Genomic DNA, 20,249 nt, shown 5'->3' with positions numbered 1-20,249 from the left:
ATGTTTATTTTTTATACTATTATATGTTTTATGATATTTTCACCATCTTCTTTGGTTTTTGCAAATATAATTACTTCTATTAGACCTTTAGCTTTTATTGCCGCTGGAGTTGTTGATGGAATCATGCCAATTCAAATTTTACTTCCTGATGGTTTTTCACCGCATGATTATTCACTAAAACCTAGTGATTTTAAAAAAAATAAAACAAGCTGATTTAGTTATTTGGATAGGGCCTGACATGGAAAAGTTTTTACAAAAGCCTATTAGTCGATTGTCAAAAAATAAACATATTGCAGTAACAGAATTAAATAGTATTAAATCGTTATTAATAACTGATTTTTATAGTAAAAATAATTATTTTAATAATAAAGATAAAGATAAAAATAATAAATATCGTATTAATTACCAATATAATATGCATGTTTGGCTTTCACCTAAAATTGCATGTATTATTGCACAAAGTATTTGTAATAATTTAATAAAAATTTATCCAGAAAAAAAAGAAAAATTAAGATTAAATTTTTATGAGTTCAAAAAAAATATAAAGCAGAATGATATATTAGTTAATAATATTTTAAATTCATCTAGAAAAAAAAAATATTTTGTTTTTCATGATGCTTATAGTTATTTTGAAAAATATTATAAATTATCCCCGTTAGGTTGTTTTACAATAAATCCAGAAATACAACCAGGTATAAAAAAAATATATCAAATACAAAATCAATTTATTATAAATAAAGTACAGTGTATTTTTTTAGAACCTCAATTTAATTCTGCTGTTATTAATAATATTATTAAAAAAACAAAAATTAATATTGGTATTTTAGATCCTCTAGGTATAGGTTTACCAATATATCGTGATAGTTATATGAAATTTTTAATAAGATTATCAAAACAATATGTTAATTGTTTAAATTAAAAATATAAAAATTAATATTTTATATAAACATATATAGCTATTGTTTTTTTATAGTTATATATGTTTTATAATTACGAATATAAAATTAGTTTATTTTTAGAGTGATATATTGTAATTTTTTTATAAGATGCAATTAATTAAAATATTTAATAAATTTGTGAATTTTATTTATTTTACTTCTAAAATACGACAAGTATTTGTACTGCCGATAGTCCCCATTAAGTCACCTTGAGTAATTAATATCAAATCACCTTTTTTTAAATAATTATCATTATATAAACGTGTAATAGCTTTGTTAGCAGCTGCAATACCATTAAAATTAATATCACAATAAATTGGAGTAACACCTCTAAAAAGAGAACATTGATTTAAAGTTTTTTTATGTCTAGAAATTGCAAAAATAGGCAATCCTGAACTAATTCTAGACATCATTCGTGCTGTATGTCCTGATTCTGTCATAGATATAATAGCTTTAACTTTTTTAAGATGATTAGCTGCATACATAGTTGCCATTGCTATAGCTTCTTCTATATTATTAAATGATATACCTATTCGATATTTAGATGTAGTTAAATTTGGCATTTTTTCTGCACCAAAACATACTTGTGACATCATTTCTACAGTTTCTACAGGATATTTCCCTATGGCAGTTTCTGCAGACAGCATAACAGCATCTGTACCATCTAAAACTGCATTTGCAACGTCCATTACTTCAGCTCTTGTTGGTATATGATTATAAATCATTGATTCCATCATTTGAGTTGCTGTAATAACAACTTTGTTTAATTGGCGTGAACGTCTAATTAATTTTTTTTGTATAGCAATTAATTCTGGATCACCTATTTCAATACCTAAATCACCACGTGCTACCATAATAGCGTCAGAAGCTAAAATTAATTCATCTATGATTGTATCATTTGCTACTGCTTCTGCTCGTTCAAATTTTGCTATAATTTGACATTTACAACCAGCGTTGTGTGCTAAATTACGCGTATGATCAAGATCATTTTTTGAACGAGGAAACGAAATAGCTAAATAATCAACATCAATTTTAGCTGCCACGTTTATATCTGATTTATCTTTTTCTGTTAATGAATCTGCAGAAATACCCCCTCCTAATTTATTAATACCTTTATTATTAGAAAGTTTTCCTCCAATTATAACTTCAGTTATAATTTGAAAATTTTTTATTTTTAATACTTTTAATTTTATATGGCCATCGTCGAGTATTAAAATATCATTAGGAAAAACATCAAAAATAAGTTTTTTATAATTAACTCCAACTTTTTTTTGGTCTCCATCTTCTTTTTGTAATTTTGTATCTAAGATAAATTTATCACCAATCTTAAGAAAAATTTTATTTTTTTTAAAATTTAAAATTCTGATTTTTGGACCTTGTAAATCAGCAAGTATAGCAATATGTTTATTTAGTTTATTAGCAATTTTACGTACTTTGTTTGCACGTTTAATATGTTTTTCTTGACTTCCATGAGAAAAGTTTAGTCTAACAACATTTGCTCCTGCATTAATAATTTTTTCAAGATTGTTGTTATCATCAGTAGATGGGCCAAGTGTTGCAACAATTTTAGTTCTTCTAAGTCTATTTGACATGTAATATACCATTTATAGATAATTTTGATTTTTTTATAAAAAATATTTTATAATATAGTTATATTTTATATTTTTGATATTTTATAATTAAATATAATTTTAAATGTTTTTTATTTTTTAATAAAAATATTTTTATATTTTTATTAATTTAATTTTTATTTATATAAAATATAATAATTTTATATAAAAGTGAATTTTATTATTTTTTAATATTTAATTAATTATTATATATAAAAAATTATTTTTTTTATGTTTAAAAAAAATTAAATATAGTATTTTGATAAATATTATTTAGATGTTTTGTTTTGAAATTTATTTTAAGTTTTATTAAAAAATATTAGTTATATTGATATTTGATATATGTATATGATATTGATATATAGATTAATATATTTTACTATATAGTTAATTATTAAAATAATTTTTATAATAAAATATATTAATATTTTGATTGTTTATATTTTTTATAAAATTATTTATATAAAATACAAAAAAATAAAAATTTAAATATAAATAAAAATAATTATTTTAAATTAATTTAAAATAATTATTAAGGTTTTAATATGTTAAATCGTATTTTAGCTATTGATACATCAACAAATGCTTGTTCTGTTGCATTATTTTATAATGAAAAAATAGTTTCGCGTTTTTTAATTTCTGTTAATGAACACTCAAAAAAAATATTACCAATGATAGATGAAATATTATCTGAAGTTAAAATAAAATTAAGCGAATTAAATGCTATAGTTTTTTCTAAAGGACCTGGTAGTTTTACTGGAATTAGAGTAGGAATTGGGATTTCTCAAGGTTTAGCATTTGGAAGTAATTTACCATTAATCGGTCTATCAACATTAATGATACTTGCTGAAGGAGCTTATCGTGTTACTGGACAATCAAAAATTTTAGTTGGGATTAATGCTAAAATGTCTAAAATTTTTTTTTCAAAATATTATCGTAATAAAAATAATATATGGATAGGAGAAAAATTTGAAGTTTTAATTAGTTTAAAAGAAATTAAAATTTTTTTGGATTCTTTAATTGGAAAATGGTATTGTGCTGGAAATTGTTGGGATATTTATCCTGAATTATTAGATTCTAAAAAAATTATTTTTAGTAAAATAATTTTTCCTTGTGCAAAGGATATGTTGTTTATTGTAAGAGATTTATTATATAAAAATAAAATCATTAAAATAGAAGATATAAAACCAACTTATTTATTAAATCCTACTATATAAAATTAATAATTTAATATTAAAATATTAATTTTGAAAATTTAAATTTAAAAATAATTTTTATTTTATTATATTTTATTTAGTAAATTATTTTATAATTAAATTATAATTTTAATTAATAAAAGTATAAAAAATATTTTATTAATAATATTCTATTAAATTTAAATATGTTTATTAAAAAAATTTTTTAAAAAAAATAATGATAAAAAAAATATTTAATATAAATTCAAGCGAAAATAAATCAAATATTAAAAATACTAAAGAAGTAGTTATTAGTAAATTTTTAAATCCATATGATCTTATATATAAAAAAGAATTACCTATTAATCAAAAAAAAAATGTGATTTTGGAATTAATTAAAAAAAATCAGGTAATTATTATTTTAGGTGATACCGGTTCAGGTAAAACTACTCAAATTCCTAAATTTTGTCTTGAAATCGGCAGAGGAATAAAAGGTATTATTGGTCATACACAGCCAAGACGATTATCAACATGTTCAGTTGCCGAACGTATTTCAGTAGAATTAAAATGTAAATTAGGAGAAAATATTGGTTATAAAATTCGTTTTAAAGAAAAAATTAATAGTGTTACTCAAGTAAAATTGATGACTGACGGGATATTGTTAGCAGAATTACAAAAAGATAAAATGTTATCAAAATATGATACTATCATAATAGATGAAGCACATGAAAGAACTTTAAATATAGATTTTATTTTAGGATATTTACGTCAATTGTTGACAAAACGATGTGATTTAAAATTAATTATAACTTCTGCTACGATTGAACTAGAACAATTTTCTAATTATTTTCCAAAAGCACCTCTTATTGAAGTATCTGGTCGTACTTATCCTATTGAAGTTCGTTATAGACCAAATAAATATAAAACTAATAATAATTATTATAAAGTTAATTGTATTGTAGATGCAATAAAAGAACTATCTTCAGATGGTAACGGAGATATTTTAATTTTTATGTGCGGTGAATATGAAATTTTTTTGGTTTATAATGTATTATTAAAATTAAAATTATTTAATACAAAAATTATACCATTATTTGCATCACTTTCAAATGAAGAACAAAATATTGTTTTTGATGTTAGTAGTAGTAGAAAAATTATTCTATCTACTAATATTGCAGAAACATCTATTACGATACCTAGTGTTAAATATGTAATTGATACTGGTTATGCACGTATAAAACGTTATAATTATCGTAAAAAAATAAATCAATTACAAATTGAACAAATTTCTCAAGCGTCAGCAAATCAAAGAAAAGGACGGTGTGGGCGTTTATCTGATGGTATTTGTATTCGTTTATATTCAGAAGAAAATTTTTTTTCTCGTCCTAAATTTACAGACCCGGAGTATCTTAGAAGTAATCTTTCATCAGTTATTTTACAAATGATTTCTATTGGTTTTAATAATGTTAATTCATTACCTTTTATTGATCTTCCAGATAAAAGAAATATACGAGATGGAATAAAAATTTTAGAAGAATTAAATGCTATTAAATTAGATACTAAAAATACTAGTAAATATATATTAACTGATATTGGTCGACAAATAACTAAATTTTCTATTGATCCTAAATTAGGACGTATAATAGTAGAAGCAAAAAAATATAATGTTTTAAATGAAATAATAATTATTGTTTCAGCACTTTCAATAAAAGATCCAAAAGAATATCCATTAAATAAACAAAAAATTTCAAATGAAAAACATAATAGATTTTGTGATAAAAAATCTGATTTTATATCATATTTAAATTTATGGAATTATTTAATAAATAAACAAAAATTATTATCTAATATTCAGTTTAAAAAGATGTGTAATCAAGAATTTTTAAATTATTTAGTAATTTGTGAATGGCAAGATTTATATAAAAAATTAAAAAAAATAGTAGAAAATCAAGGTATAGTTATAAAAATTTATGATTTTAATTATTATAATATACATATTTCGTTATTATCTGGTTTTCTTTTTAATGTTGGTAAAAAAGATATATTTGAATTTAAATTTATAGGTATAAGAAATACAAAATTTTTTATATCTTCAAATTCTGTTTTATTTAAAAAAAAAGTAAAATGGATTATGGCATATGAAATTATTAAAACATCTAAACTTTATTGTAGAATTGCAGCATTTATCAAACCAGAATGGATTGAATTATTAGCTGATCATCTAATTAAAAAAAAATATAGTAATCCATATTGGTCTAAATTAAAAGGAAAAGTAATTGTTTTAGAAAAACTTATTTTTTATGGTTTGAATATTTTATCTAGGTTAGTGAATTATAATAAAATTAATTCTGTATTGTGTCGTGAAATATTTATTCATAATGTATTTATTGATAATGTTTCTAATATTTCTTATGATTTTATTAAAAAAAATTTAAAATTAATAAATGAAATTAAAGAAATAGAAAATAAAATAAGATGTAAAAATATTTTAATTGATGAAAAAACTATATTTTCTTTTTTTGATCAACGTATTCCTAAAGATATTTTTTCATTAAAAGAATTTAATTACTGGTGGGAATTAATATCAAAAAAACAGCCAAATTTATTGCATTTTGAGAAAAAAATGTTTTTAAAAGACAATATAAATGAAATATCTGAAATTAATTATCCAAGTTATTGAAAACAAGATAAATTTAATTTTGTTCTTTCTTATAGTTTTAACCCAGGTTCTTATTTTGATGGAATAACTGTATTTATCCCATTAATGATTTTAAATCAAATTAAAAATATGGGATTTGAATGGTTAGTTCCTGGATTTAGATATGAACTTATTGTATCTTTAATAAAAACATTACCTAAATTTGTTCGTTGTAAATTTATTCCAATATCAAAATATGTATCTGATTTTCTTAAAAAAACTTTTTCATTAGAAGAAAATATTTTTGATAGATTAGAATATGAATTCTACAAAATGTCAGGTGTAATGATAAAAAAAGAATACTGGAAACTTGATAAACTTCCAATGCATTTAAAAATGACATTCTGTATTGTTGATCATAATAATCAAGTTATTTTAAAAGGAAAAAATCTTAATTTATTAAAAGAGTCTTTAAGAGAAAATATAAAAGAAATATTGTCTGAAATTGTTAAAAATAATTTTATAAAAACTGATTTTTATGAATGGAATTTTAAAGAAATACCACAGTATTATGAATTTAAATATGGAAAATATTTAATAAAATTATATCCTGCATTATTTGATAAAAAAAATAGTGTAAGCATTCGTTTATTTGAAACAAAATATGAACAAGAAAAATCAATGTTAAAAGGTATACGAAGATTAATATTATTAAATAATAACACTATAATTAAACTTTTAAATAGAAATTTGTTAAAAAAATATAAGATGATACTATGTTTTAATTGTTATAATAGTATTTCAGAATTAATTGATGATTGTATTTTATGTTCAATTGATTATTTAATAAAAAAATTTGGATATTTAATTTGGAATAAAGAAGATTTTGAAAAAATAAGAAAATATATTAATCTAGAATTAGATAATGTAGTTATAGAGATAATTAATTTAGTAAAAGAAATTTTTGATGTTTTATTTTTAATTAATAAACAAATAAAAAAATGTAGTAATTTTTCTATGAGTTTATCATTAGCAGATTTAAAAAAACAATTATCAAATTTAATTTTTAATGAGTTTATTAGTTTATACGGTTGAATTAAATTACATGATATTTTACGTTATTTATATGGAATTAAAATAAGATTAGAAAAAATATTAATTAATTCGAATAATGATTTGATAAAAATGAATAAAATATTATATATACAAAATTTATGGCAAGAATTAGTTAATAAAAACGTTGTATCAAAAAAAATATTGTTTGATATTGAACATATACGTTGGATGATTGAAGAATTAAGAATTAATATATTTGCACAGCATATAGGTACTCCATATAAGGTATCAGAAAAAAAAATAAAAGAAATTATAGAAAAAACAAATTTAAATATTTTAAATGAATTTAGGTTTTCTTAAAAAATATTAAATTATTTTAATAAATAAATAATAGTTGGTATTGCACTGGTAATTATTAAAAATATACCAATTTTTTCAAAAATATTTAGTGTTGATTTTATTGGATATTGTGATCGCGTATATAAAAAAATTATTATTCCTGGAGCATATAATATTACAGAAAAAAGTAAATTTATTACACCAGATGCATATATTAACCATAATCCATATATACTAGAAAAAAAACCAATTAATAACATTTTTTTATTATGATTTTTAATTGCTGTTTGTATTAAAAAAGCTCCAACTAAAAAATATGGGATTAATATCATTTCTGATGAAATTGTTAGTAATGTATTATAATTACTACCACTAAGCCAAATGAGTATAATTGAAATTTGTATTGTAATATTAGTTAATAATAAAGAAGCAAATGGAGTATTGTTTAAATTTAATTTATTAAAAATTTTTGGAAATAATTTATGTTTAGATGCTATATATGGAACTTCTGATGACATAATTATCCAACTTAAATAAGCACCACAAATTGAAATTATTAATCCTAAGGCAATTACAAAAGTTCCTGTTGGTCCTATTAATTCTACCATTAATGCTGTCATTGAAGGATTTTTTGCTTTAGATAATATTTCACGTGGTAAAACCCCCAATGATAATAATGTAATTAATATGTAGATTATTAATGCAAAAATAACTGCAAATATTGTTGCTAAGCCTATATCTTTACGATTTTTAGCTTTTCCTGAAACAACTACTGCTCCTTCTATACCAATAAATACCCATAATGTAATTAACATTGCGCGTTTTACTTGTTCCCATATAGGTATTCCTAATTTTATTCCGTTAAAATCTGCATTAAAAATATTTGATTTAAAATAAATAATGGATAGTATTATAAATAATCCTAATGGAATTAATTTTGCTATAGTTGTTATTTTATTAACGACATCAGCAGTTTTTATACCTTTCATTACAAGATAATGAATGAACCATAATAATATAGATTCACCAATCAAAGATTGAAAAGTATTTCCGTCACCAAAAATAACATTATATTTTGTATCTGTAAAAAAACTTATAGTAGAAAATATTATAACTAAGTAAGAAACATTAGCTAAAATAGCACATAACCAATAACCCCAAGCTGAACAAAAACCAATAAGTTCACCAAATCCTTCTTTTGCACATGTAAAAATACCACCATCTAAATTTGGTCTAATTCTTGATAATATTAATAAAGAATAAGCTAAAAATAAAATTCCTATTCCAGTAATAGTCCAACATATAATTAATGCCATGGGACCAGCTGCCGCTGCCATGTTTTGAGGTAAACTAAAAATTCCTGCCCCAACCATTGAACTAAATACTAATGCAGTTAAAGCTGTAATTCCTAATGTATTTTTCAAAATTAATCCTATTTTAAAATATAATATAAAAATTTTTGTATTAAAATTATAATTATAATTAATATTACAATCAATTATTTTATTTTTATATTTTTAAAAAAATATATTAAAAATTAATATTTGTTAATTTTTAATATATTAATTTTATATAAAATTTTTTTTGGTATTTGCCATTTTAATTAAATACTTGTATAGTATAATAAATTTATTTTTATGAGATAACAATTATGATTATTGGCATACCAAAAGAACAAATTGCTAATGAAACTCGTGTTGCTGTTGTTCCTTATACAGTAAAACAATTATTAAAATTAGGTTTTTCTGTATATGTTGAACATAATGCAGGATATTTAGCAGGTTTTGGTGATTTAGAATATGAAAAAGTAAAAGCTAATATAGTAAGTAGAGATGTTGTATTTTCATCTGATATTATTTTAAAGATTAATATACCTCAAGAAGATGAAATATTGTTATTTAAAAAAAATGCTGTTTTGATTAGTCTTATTTATCCTGATAAAAATTTTGAGATAATTAATATATTAAAAAAATGTAATATAAATGTAATTGCAATTGATATTATTCCACATACGGCTCAAACTCAATTATATGATGTGTTAAGTTCTATGTCAACTGTTGCTGGATATAGAGCAGTAATAGAAGCAGCTTATGAATTTAAATGTTTTTTTTCTGGTCAAAACATTTCAATTAATAAAGTTTTTCCGGTTAAAGTTATGGTAATAGGAGTTGGTGTTGTAGGTTTTTCAGCTATAAGAACAGCTATTAGCTTAGGAGGTTCTGTTCGTGCATTTGATATTAAAAATGAAGTAAAAGAAGATGTTAAAAATATTGGTGCTGAATTTCTTTCATTAGATTTTTATAAAAAAAGTGATTATGTATATAATAACAAAGAAGATGTTTTAAAAAAAATTTTAACATTAGAAACAAAATTGATTGAAAATCAAATTAAAAATATAGATGTTGTAATAACGAGTGCTATAAATAAAGAAAAACAAGCTCCACAATTAATTACAAAAAAAAATATTGCATTGATGAAACCAGGTAGTGTGATAGTAGATTTAGTTGCGGAATTTGGTGGTAACTGTGAATTAACACAATCTGATAAATTAATTATAACTGATAATAATATAAAAATTATTGGTTACACTGATTTTCCAAAACGTTTTTCAACTCAATCTTCAAAATTATATAGTAATAATATGATAAATTTAATAAAAATATTATGTAAAAAAAAATCTAATGAAATAATTTTTGATTTTGATAATACGATTATAAAAGATATAACTTTAATAAAAGATGGTGAATTTGTTTTACCTTGTAAAAATATTAAAACACAAAATTTTATTCAATTAAATTCAAAAGAAAATAATATAAAAAAAAATAAAAAAAATAAAAATATTTTTAAAATCAAATATGCTTTAATTGTTTTTATAACTGTTTTATTTGTTTTGTTGGCTGAATATATATCAAATGAATTTGTATCTAATCTTACTATATTAATTTTATCTTGTATTATTAGTTATTATATTGTTTTAAATGTTATGAGTACTTTATATACTCAATTGATACTATTAACAAATATGATTTCTGGAATAGTAATTATTGGAGCTATTACACAATTTGGAAGAGGTATTTTTATTAATATTTTATCATTTATTGCAATATTATTTTCGAGTATTAATATTTTTTATAGTTTTTCATTAATACAACGTATATTAAAGATGTTTTTAAAAAATAAAGGTTAATTATGTTCTCCAGTGGAATTATTAAAGTATCTTATATTGTTGTTTTTGTTTTATTTATTTTTAGCATTGCTAGTTTGTCTAATTATAATAATTTTATAAAAAAAAAATATTTTGGTATCATTGGAATTTTAATTTCATTATTTTTAAGTATTTTTTTTTCAAATAATTTTAAATTTATATTAGTAACTATAATTATTGGTTTTATTATCAGTATTTTTTTATCAAAAAAAACAAAAATAATTCAACTTCATGAAAAAATTGTTTTTTTGCATAGTTTTATTGGATTATCTACTACATTAGTTACTATTAATAGTTTTATTAAAATAGCTATTAATAATAAAATTATTGAACATATCAATTTAATTGAATTTTTTTTTGGTTTTTTAATTAATTTTTTTACTTTTATATCTTCAATTATTTTATATTTAAAATTATCTAATAAAATTAATTTTAAATATAAAATAAAATATAATAATTATAAATTAAATTTATTTTTTATTTTTATTTTTTTATTTTTTTTAATTGTTTTTGTTGAAACAAAAATTTTTTGGTTACAAGTGTTTGTATTATTATTAACTTTAGTTTTTTTAATAATTATAGGGTATCATTTTGTTTTTTTAATTAATAAGTTAGATATACCAATTGTAATTTATTTTATTAATTCTTGTTCAGGATGGTCTGTTGCGTTGTGTGGTTTTATATTATTTAATAATTTATTAATTATAACTGGTTCTTTAGTTGGTATTTCAGGTGCAATTTTGTATCATATTACATGTAAATTAATGAATCGTTCTTTTATTAAAATTTTTTCAAATGATTTTAATTCTGATAATTTTTTATTAGAATCGGATAAAAAAAATAATAAATATCAAGAAATAACACCTTTTGAGATATCAGAAATATTAAAAAATTCAACATTAGTAGTTATGATTCCATGTTGTAATTTAGTTGCATCAAAGATTCAATATCATATTTTTTATATAACTAAAAAATTACAAGAATTTGGAATAAAAGTTAATTTTTGTATTCATCCAATTACTGAAAATTTATTAGGTTACATGGATGTTTTATTTGCTGAAACAAATATTTCTTGTAAAAATATATTTAAATTGAATGAAAATAATTTTAATTTTCAAAATATAGATACTGTTTTAATATTTGAATCAAATGATATTGTTAACCCAGATGCGTTAGAAAATTCAAAAAGTTCAATTTTTGGTATGAAAGTATTAGAGGTGTGGAAAGCTAATAATGTAATTGTTTTGCAAAACCCAACAAATATTTGTTGTTCTTATGTTCAAAATTCGTTATTTTTTAAAGAAAATGTACAATTGTTATTTGGTGAAATAAAAAACAGTATTGATGATATTTTATATTTTTTTGATTGTAAAAAACAAGATTAATATTATAGGCTTGAGTGGATTTGAACCACCGACCTCACCCTTATCAGGGGTGTGCTCTAACCAATTGAGCTACAAGCCTATTTTATAATAATTTATAATTAATTAATTATTTATTATAATTTTATTATAATATTAAGTCAAGATTTTATTAGTTTTAAATTAAATAATAATATTTTTAAAAAAATATTATTATTGAATAATAAATTCATTTTTCTTAAAATCTAAAATAATGTTTTTATTACTGTTATTTTCATTAAATAAAATTTTTTGTGCTAATAAATTTTCAATTTTTTGTTGGATAAAACGTTTTAATGGTCTTGCTCCAAAAATTTGATCAAAACCATCTTTTGTTATTTGTTTTAATGCTTTTTCTGTTGTAATCATTTTATATCCATGTTTTTCTAATTTTTTAGATAAAAGTTTTAGTTGAATATTTGTAATATCAAATATATTATTTTTATCTAATTGATTAAATATAACAATTTCATCAATACGATTAATAAATTCAGGTTTGAAAGTATTAGATAATGTATCCATTATAATATTTTTCATTTTTAAATAATTAAGTGTATTAAAATTTTTTCTAATTAAATCAGAACTTAAATTAGAAGTCATAATTATTATTGTATTTTTAAAATCAACAGTTCTACCTTGCCCATCAGTTAATCTTCCATCATCTAAAACTTGAAGTAAAATATTAAAAACGTCAATATGAGCTTTTTCTATTTCATCTAATAAAATAACTGAATATGGGCGACGTCTTATAGATTCAGTTAAATATCCACCATCTTCATAACCTATATATCCAGGAGGTGCACCAATTAAACGAGATACAACATGTTTTTCCATAAATTCAGACATATCTATTCGTGTTATGGCATTATCATTATCAAACATGAAATTTGCTAGTGCTTTACATAGTTCTGTTTTTCCAACACCTGTTGGTCCTAAAAACATAAAAGATCCTATTGGTCGATTAGGATCAGATAAACCAGCTCGATTACGGCGTATTGCATTTGAAACAGTGATAATAGCTTCATTTTGTCCAACTACACGTAGATGCAATTCTTGTTCTATTTTTTTTAATTTTTTTATTTCGTTTTCTAACATTATTGAAATCGGAATTCCTGTGGAATATGTAAGAATTTCAGCAATTTCAATTTCAGTAATTTTGTTACGTAAAAGTTTTATATTTTTTTTAGTTTCATTTGTTAATTTAAGTTGTTTTTCTAAAATTGGAATAATTCCATATTGTAATTCAGACATTTTTTCTAGATTTCCAATACGACGTAGTTTTTCAATATTAATACGCGTGTTTTCTAATTCAGTTTTAATATGTTGAATTTTTATTAATAATGTTTTTTCGTTTTTTCATTGTTTTTCTAATAAAAAATATTCTTCTTCTATTTTTGATAATTCTATTTTTAGTTTTTTTAATCTTTTTTTACTTGAATTATCAAATTCTTTTTTTAATGTTTGTTCTTCTAATTTTAATTGAATAATTTTACGTTCTAATTTGTCTAAAGATTTAGGTTTTGAATCCATTTCTATTCTTAGATTTGAACAAGCTTCATCTATTAAATCAATTGCTTTATCTGGTAGCATTCGATCTGTTATATATCTATTTGAAAGATTTGTTGCTGCAATTATTGCTGGATCTGTTATTTGTACATTATGATGTAGTTCGTAACGTCTTTTAATACCACGTAATATAGCAATTGTATCTTTTATGGATGGTTCTGTGATATATATTTTTTGAAAACGTCGTTCTAATGCTGCATTTTTTTCTATATGTTGTCTATATTCGTCTAATGTTGTTGCTCCTATACAATGCAGTTCTCCTCGTGCTAATGCTGGTTTTAACATATTACTTGCATCCATTGGACCGTCTGTTTTTCCTGCACCTATAATAGTATGAAGTTCATCGATAAATAATATAATATTATTAGATTGATTTATAAGATCATTTAAAATATTTTTAAAACGCTCTTCAAATTCACCTCTATATTTTGTACCTGCAATCAATTCTCCAATATCTAATGATAGTATGTTTTTGTTTTTTAAACCTTCAGGAACTTCATTATTTACAATTCGTTGTGCTAATCCTTCTACTATAGCTGTTTTTCCAACTCCTGGTTTTCCAATTAATACTGGATTATTTTTGGTTCTTCTTTGTAAAATTTGCATTGCTCTACGAATTTCTTCATCACGACCAATTACAGGATCTAATTTACCATGTTCTGCTTGTTCAGTTAAATTAATTGTAAATTTATTTATATTTTGTTTATTTTTAGAATTTTGTTCATTCATTTTTTTTCATTTTTTTTAAAATTTAAATTATTATTTTTATAAAATTAATATTTTGTTATTTTATATTTTTTTTAAATATTGTTTTTATTTAAATACATATCATATTTTAAATTTTTTATAAGTTTTATCATATCATCTGGTAAAGATGCATATAATTTTATTCTTTTTTTTGAAGTAGGATGATTAAAATGCAATCTTATTGCATGTAATGCTTGTCTATTAAAATTATTTATTTCTTTTAGATATTTATTGTTTTTTTTATTTAAATATTGTTTATTATTATATAATGATTTTCCTAATAATGGATGATTAATATGAGCCATATGAACAAGAATTTGGTGTGTTCTTCCTGTTTCTAATCGTACAAGTAATCTAGTATGTATTCTGAAATGTTCTATTATACGATAATGTGTAATAGCTTGTTTGCCATTTTTATTAACAGACATTTGTGTTCTTTTTATTGGATGACGTGAGATTGGTTTATTAATTGAACCACCAGTAATAATTTTTCCTGATACTATAGCTTCGTATTCGCGTGTAATTTGTTTTAATTGTAAAGAATTAATCAAATATCTATAAGATGGAATGTTTTTTGCTATTATCATTAAACCTGTTGTATTTTTATCTAAACGATGTACTATTCCTGCTCTTGGTATATTAATTGATTTTGGATAATGATATAATAATGCATTTAAAATTGTATTTTCTGAATTATTAACTCCAGGATGTACAATTAGATTGTCTGGTTTATTTATAACAAGTATATCATTGTCTTCAAAAATAATATTAAGTGTAATATTTTGTGGTTTTAAATAAGATGTTTTTTTTTCACAGAAAAAATTTATTGAAATTTTTTCTCCATTTAAAATATATTTTTTTGGTTTATTAATAATTTTGTCGTTAATTTTTACTTTATTTAATAATATTAGTTTTTTTATTTTAGTTCTAGAAAAAGAAGGTAATAATTTAACTAAAGTATGATCTAAACGAGTTTTAACTTGTAAATTATTAATAATTGTATTAAATTCTGTTTTTTGCATATATTAAATAATTTATTTTTTAATTTTTAATTTAATTATATATTATATAATATATAATTGTTTTTATTTGGAAATAAGGTTTAAATGAATAAACAATATATTTTTTTATATAAAAAATATTTTATAATATTTTTTATAATTTTTATTGTTTTTTCTGGATGTGTTAGTACAAATAAAATTGTTTATAATAATTCAATAAATAAAATTTATAATACAGCTAAAAAAAAAATGTATCATAATGATTTTAAAGTTGCTATTAATGATTTTGAATTTTTGAATAATAGATATCCATTAAACCCATATTATAATCAAATTCAATTAAATTTAATTTATTGTTATTATAAAACATTTGAATTACAAATGGCAATAGATGTAATTGATCGTTTTATACATTTAAATCAAACTCATCCTAATATTGATTATGTTATTTATATGCGTGCTTTAATTGCTATGGATTTAGATGATGAAGTATTATATGACATTTTTAATATTAAAAAAAATTATGAAAGAGATACTAAAAACGCTTATCTTGCATTTAAATATTTTAATCAATTAATTTATAGTTTTCCTGAAAGTTTATATACAAATGATGCTATTAAAAGATTGTTTTATTTAAAAAATAGATTAGCAAATTTTGATCTTTCAGTTATTAAATTTTATAATAAGTTAGGTGTTTATATTGCAGTTATTAATCGTTCGCAACAAATGTTACAAGATTATCCATCTACTAAAGCAACAATTGAAGCATTAAAGTATATGAAAATTGCTTATGAAAAGATTGGTTTAATTGAAGAATCTAAAAAAGTATCTGATATTATATTAAATAACAGTAAAAATTTTTAAAGATATTTTATTATTTTAATAATATAGTTTTTAAAAAAATAAAGATTAATATTTAAAAAAAATAATATATTATATAGTTTTTTTAGAAAAAATTATTTTTTTTAAAACTAATAATTAATAATATTTATATAATGAATTAAATTATTTTTTTTGATACTTCATTTTATTGATTATTTTTTTAATTATTTATTTTTATATATTTTAAAAAATAATAGTTTTATAGTAATTACATATAATAAATTTTATAAAAGTAAAATTTAATTTATTTTATTTTTGATTTTTTATATTTTTTAATCGTTCTTTAATGCGAGCAGCTTTACCAGAAAGTTTACGTAGATAATATAATTTAGATCTTCTAACTGAACCATAACGTATAATATTTATGCTATCTATTATTGGTGAATATGTTTGAAATATACGTTCAACACCTTCGTTATTTGAAATTTTTCTAACAGTAAATGAAGATTGTAATAATCTATTACGGATAGCTATTACTATTCCTTCAAATGATTGTAATCGTTTTTTAGAACCTTCTGTAATCCAAATTTTAACTTCAATTGTATCTCCTTGACGAAATTTAGGAATTTCTTTTTTAATTTGTTCTTTTTCTAAATTATTTATAATATTATTCATAAGTGTCTCATTAAAATTATTTTATTATACAAAAAATATTTTTTAATTTATTTGTTGTTCATAATATTCTTTTTGAAATTCATTTAGTAATAACTTTTGGTTATTAGTTAATTTTATTTTTTTTAAAAGTTCTGGTTTTTTTAACCAAGTGCGTCCAAGTGACTGTTTCATTTTCCAAATATTTATTTTTAAATGATTTCCTGATAAAATAACGTCAGGTACTTTTATCCCGTTTAATATTCTTGGTCTAGTGTATTGTGGGCAATCTAATAACCCATTAGAAAAAGAATCTTGAAAAGCTGAATTTTTATGATTTAAAGTTCCAGGAATAAATCTAGAAAGTGAATCTATTAGTACCATTGCTGCTAATTCACCACCCGTTAATATATAATCTCCTATTGATAATTCTTCATTTATTTCTGTTTGAATAAATCGTTCATCAATTCCTTTATAACGTCCGCAAACAAGAATAATTTTTTTTAATTTTATTATTTTATAAATTATATTTTGGTTTAATATTTTTCCTTGAGGTGAAAGATAAAATACTTTTGTATTTGCACCAAGCTTAGTTTTTGCTAAGTTTATTGCTTTTTTTAAAGGTTTTACCATCATTAACATACCTGGACCTCCGCCATATGGTCGGTCATCAACAGTTTTATGTTTATCTTTAGTAAAATTTCTAGGGTTAAAAAACTCTATTTTTAATAATTTATTTTTTACTGCTTTAGAAGTTACACCATATTTTGTTATTGCTTTAAACATTTCTGGAAATAAGCTAATTATATTAATAAACATTTTATATATTTTATTTAGTTATATTTTAAAAGATTAATATCCCAATCTATTGTTATTAGTTTTAAATCTATATCAATTTTTATAATTATTTTTTTAAGAAAAGGTATTAAAATATCTTTTTTTTTATAATTTTTAATGTTTGTTTTTATTATTAATACATCATTTGAATTAGTTTCTATTATATCTTTAACAATCCCGATATCATGTTTTGTTAAAGTTGTTACTTTGCATCCTATTAAATCTTTTCAATAATATTCATTATTTAATTTAGTAAAATTATTACAGTCAACAAAAATTTTAATGTTTGTAAAAAGTGCTGCTTTATTTCTATCATTTATTTCATCTAATTTTATAATGATTTTTTTTTTAAAAATTTTTCAGTTTTCAATTGGAATAGGTTTCCATATGTTTTTTTGTTTTATAAACCAAGGTTTATAATAAAATATATTTTTTGGTTTTTCTGTAAAAGAAAAAAAATTAATCCAGCCTTTTATACTATATGGAGAACCGAATTTACCAACAATAATTAGATTATTAGGTTGTAGTATTTTATTTTTATTATTCATTATTAGTTGATTTTTTTGCTTCTTTTATTAATTGTTTTATTCGAATAGATGTTGTTGCACCTAAGTTAATTCAATGTTTGATTCTATCTAAATTTAAACGTAATTTTTCTTCTTTACTAGTAGCTATAGGGTTAAAAAATCCAACACGTTCTATAAAACGTCCATCACGTGCATGTCTATTATCTGTTACTATAATTTTATAAAATGGGTGTTTTTTTTTCCCAATTAAAGATAAACGAATTGTTACCATAATTAATAATCTCTTATAAATAAAAAAACAATATTACTAATATTTTTAAAGAAATCAATTAAAAAATTTTAATTGTTATTATTATTGTTTTTTTTAAAAATTAATATGCATTATTTTTTTTATTCCTGAAAACATTTTTTTTAGTCCAATTTTTTTGATTTTTTTTATTATTTTTTGCATATTATTAAATTGTTTTAATAAGTAATTTATTTCTTGTATGCTTGCTCCAGAACCAAATGCAATACGACGTTTACGTGATCCATTGATAATAATAGGATTTTCACGTTCTTTATATGTCATTGAATTAATTATTGCTTCCATACGTTTTAACATTTTATTATTTAACAGCGGTTTAAAAGTATTTGGTAGTTGTTGTATATTTGGTATGTTATTTATTATATTACTTATTCCTCCTAAATTTTGCATTTGTTTTAATTGTTTTAAAAAATCGTTTAAATTAAAATTTTTATCATTTAGTTCTTTATTTAATTTTTTATTTTTATTTTTTTTAACTTCATTTTCAATTTCTTTTAATAAAATAGAAAGATTTTTTGATCCAAGCATATTAGAAACAATTCGTTCAGGATGGAATATTTCTAAATCATTAATTTTTTCTCCTGTACCTAAAAATTTTATTGGTTTACCAGTAATAGAAGTTATTGATAATGCCGCTCCACCTCGTACATCTCCGTCTATTTTAGTTAAAATAATTCCGGTTAATTCTAATGTTTTATTAAAAGTTTTCGATATATTTGCAGTATCTTGACCTGTCATAGCATCCATAACAAATAAAGTTTCTGCCGGTTTTAGTATGGAATGAATTTTTTTTATTTCACTTATAATTGTTTTATTAGTATGTAATACACCAGTAGTATCTATAAGTAATATATCATAAAATTTAACATGTGCATATTTTAATGCTTTTTGTGTTATTAATGTTGGATTTTCTTTTTTATTTGATTGAAAAAAATCAATTTTTATAATTTTTGATAACTTTTCTAATTGTTCTATTGCCGCTGGACGATATATATCAGTTGAGGCAATTAATATTTTTTTGTTTTGTTTTTTTAAAAAATTACCTATTTTTGCAGTAGTTATAGTTTTACCGGCACCAGGTAAACCTATTATTAATATAGGAATTGGTGGTTTATGAGATAATTGTAATTCATTATTTTTTTCACCCATTATTTTTATTAATTCATATTTAACTAATTTAATAAATTCTTGTCCTGGTGTTAGGCTTTTATTAATATTTTGCCCTATAGCATTTTTTTTTATTTTTTTAATGAAATCACGTACTACTTGTAATGATACATCTGCTTCTAATAAAGTTATTTGAATTTCGCGTAATGTATTTTTTATATTATCTTCGGTGATACGTCCATGTGTGCTTATTTTATTTAAAATAAATGATAATTTTTTAGTTAAGTTATTAAACATATATTGTTTTAGTTGTTATTTATATA

At 20.9% G+C, this 20,249-nt stretch carries 15 protein-coding genes, 1 tRNA gene and 1 pseudogene; 7 read left to right on the top strand and 10 right to left on the bottom strand.

The genetic code is table 4. The annotated features are described in order from the left end of the window. The gene (locus AAGD61_RS03005; protein ID WP_341764962.1) at positions 1-267 is read left to right on the top strand and encodes a hypothetical protein; all 267 of its coding nucleotides are present in this window, start codon (positions 1-3) and stop codon (positions 265-267) included. Further along, positions 239-919 (top strand): metal ABC transporter solute-binding protein, Zn/Mn family, encoded by a 681-nt coding sequence (locus AAGD61_RS03000; protein WP_341764961.1) that lies wholly within the window; start codon positions 239-241, stop codon positions 917-919. Before AAGD61_RS03005 ends, AAGD61_RS03000 begins: the two co-directional genes overlap by 29 nt. 168 nt (positions 920-1,087) lie before the next feature. Here AAGD61_RS03000 and pyk read toward each other — a convergent pair whose 3' ends face one another. Next, complete coding sequence (gene pyk, locus AAGD61_RS02995) at positions 1,088-2,530, bottom strand: pyruvate kinase (RefSeq protein WP_341764960.1); 1,443 nt, start codon at positions 2,528-2,530, stop codon at positions 1,088-1,090. 563 nt (positions 2,531-3,093) lie between these two features. Between pyk and tsaB the strand changes: the two genes are divergently transcribed. Beyond that, positions 3,094-3,765, top strand: a complete 672-nt coding sequence (tsaB, locus tag AAGD61_RS02990; protein WP_341764959.1) for a tRNA (adenosine(37)-N6)-threonylcarbamoyltransferase complex dimerization subunit type 1 TsaB — start codon at positions 3,094-3,096, stop codon at positions 3,763-3,765. Positions 3,766-3,961: 196 nt separating this feature from the next. Beyond that, entirely contained in the window at positions 3,962-7,777 is a 3,816-nt protein-coding gene (gene hrpA, locus AAGD61_RS02985; protein ID WP_341764958.1) for an ATP-dependent RNA helicase HrpA, read from the top strand. 11 nt (positions 7,778-7,788) lie between these two features. Here the strand turns inward: hrpA and AAGD61_RS02980 are convergent, their stop codons facing one another. Then, positions 7,789-9,180 (bottom strand): basic amino acid/polyamine antiporter, encoded by a 1,392-nt coding sequence (locus AAGD61_RS02980; RefSeq protein WP_341764957.1) that lies wholly within the window; start codon positions 9,178-9,180, stop codon positions 7,789-7,791. Between the two features lie 227 nt (positions 9,181-9,407). Between AAGD61_RS02980 and AAGD61_RS02975 the strand changes: the two genes are divergently transcribed. Beyond that, positions 9,408-10,943: a Re/Si-specific NAD(P)(+) transhydrogenase subunit alpha gene (locus tag AAGD61_RS02975; RefSeq protein WP_341764956.1), complete on the top strand. Its 1,536-nt coding sequence runs from the start codon at positions 9,408-9,410 to the stop codon at positions 10,941-10,943. Between the two features lie 2 nt (positions 10,944-10,945). Then, a complete protein-coding gene (locus tag AAGD61_RS02970; RefSeq protein WP_341764955.1) occupies positions 10,946-12,346 on the top strand; it encodes an NAD(P)(+) transhydrogenase (Re/Si-specific) subunit beta in 1,401 nt (466 codons plus the stop codon). 5 nt (positions 12,347-12,351) lie between these two features. Here the strand turns inward: AAGD61_RS02970 and AAGD61_RS02965 are convergent. From AAGD61_RS02965 to rluD, 3 genes and pseudogenes are all read right to left on the bottom strand, one after another. Then, a tRNA-Ile gene (locus tag AAGD61_RS02965) sits at positions 12,352-12,425 on the bottom strand. A 110-nt stretch (positions 12,426-12,535) separates the two neighbouring features. Further along, positions 12,536-14,659 (bottom strand): annotated as a pseudogene (locus AAGD61_RS02960) (AAA family ATPase); the annotation flags it as partial. A 68-nt stretch (positions 14,660-14,727) separates the two neighbouring features. Further along, a complete protein-coding gene (gene rluD, locus AAGD61_RS02955) occupies positions 14,728-15,696 on the bottom strand; it encodes a 23S rRNA pseudouridine(1911/1915/1917) synthase RluD (RefSeq protein WP_341764954.1) in 969 nt (322 codons plus the stop codon). Positions 15,697-15,780: 84 nt separating this feature from the next. Between rluD and bamD the strand changes: the two genes are divergently transcribed. Next, positions 15,781-16,539 (top strand): outer membrane protein assembly factor BamD, encoded by a 759-nt coding sequence (gene bamD / locus AAGD61_RS02950; protein ID WP_341764953.1) that lies wholly within the window; start codon positions 15,781-15,783, stop codon positions 16,537-16,539. 267 nt (positions 16,540-16,806) lie between these two features. On the opposite strand, the gene rplS is transcribed toward bamD, so the two are convergent. The 5 genes from rplS to ffh form a co-directional block, all read right to left on the bottom strand. Further along, positions 16,807-17,172, bottom strand: coding sequence for a 50S ribosomal protein L19 (rplS, locus tag AAGD61_RS02945; protein WP_341764952.1), 366 nt, complete (start codon positions 17,170-17,172; stop codon positions 16,807-16,809). A gap of 42 nt (positions 17,173-17,214) precedes the next feature. Then, the gene (gene trmD, locus AAGD61_RS02940) at positions 17,215-17,967 is read right to left on the bottom strand and encodes a tRNA (guanosine(37)-N1)-methyltransferase TrmD (RefSeq protein ID WP_341764951.1); all 753 of its coding nucleotides are present in this window, start codon (positions 17,965-17,967) and stop codon (positions 17,215-17,217) included. Between the two features lie 14 nt (positions 17,968-17,981). After that, positions 17,982-18,533, bottom strand: a complete 552-nt coding sequence (gene rimM, locus AAGD61_RS02935) for a ribosome maturation factor RimM (RefSeq protein WP_341764950.1) — start codon at positions 18,531-18,533, stop codon at positions 17,982-17,984. Then, a complete protein-coding gene (gene rpsP / locus AAGD61_RS02930) occupies positions 18,526-18,783 on the bottom strand; it encodes a 30S ribosomal protein S16 (RefSeq protein WP_341764949.1) in 258 nt (85 codons plus the stop codon). Before rpsP ends, rimM begins: the two co-directional genes overlap by 8 nt. Positions 18,784-18,876: 93 nt before the next feature. Next, positions 18,877-20,223 carry a signal recognition particle protein gene (gene ffh, locus AAGD61_RS02925; protein WP_341764948.1) on the bottom strand — a complete coding sequence of 449 codons (1,347 nt, stop codon included), beginning with the start codon at positions 20,221-20,223 and terminating at the stop codon, positions 18,877-18,879. Positions 20,224-20,249 lie beyond the last annotated feature (26 nt).

This window comes from Candidatus Providencia siddallii, assembly GCF_964026685.1.
GTDB classification, from domain to species: domain Bacteria; phylum Pseudomonadota; class Gammaproteobacteria; order Enterobacterales; family Enterobacteriaceae; genus Providencia_A; species Providencia_A siddallii_A.
This window is presented reverse-complemented; position numbering and strand designations above follow the sequence as displayed.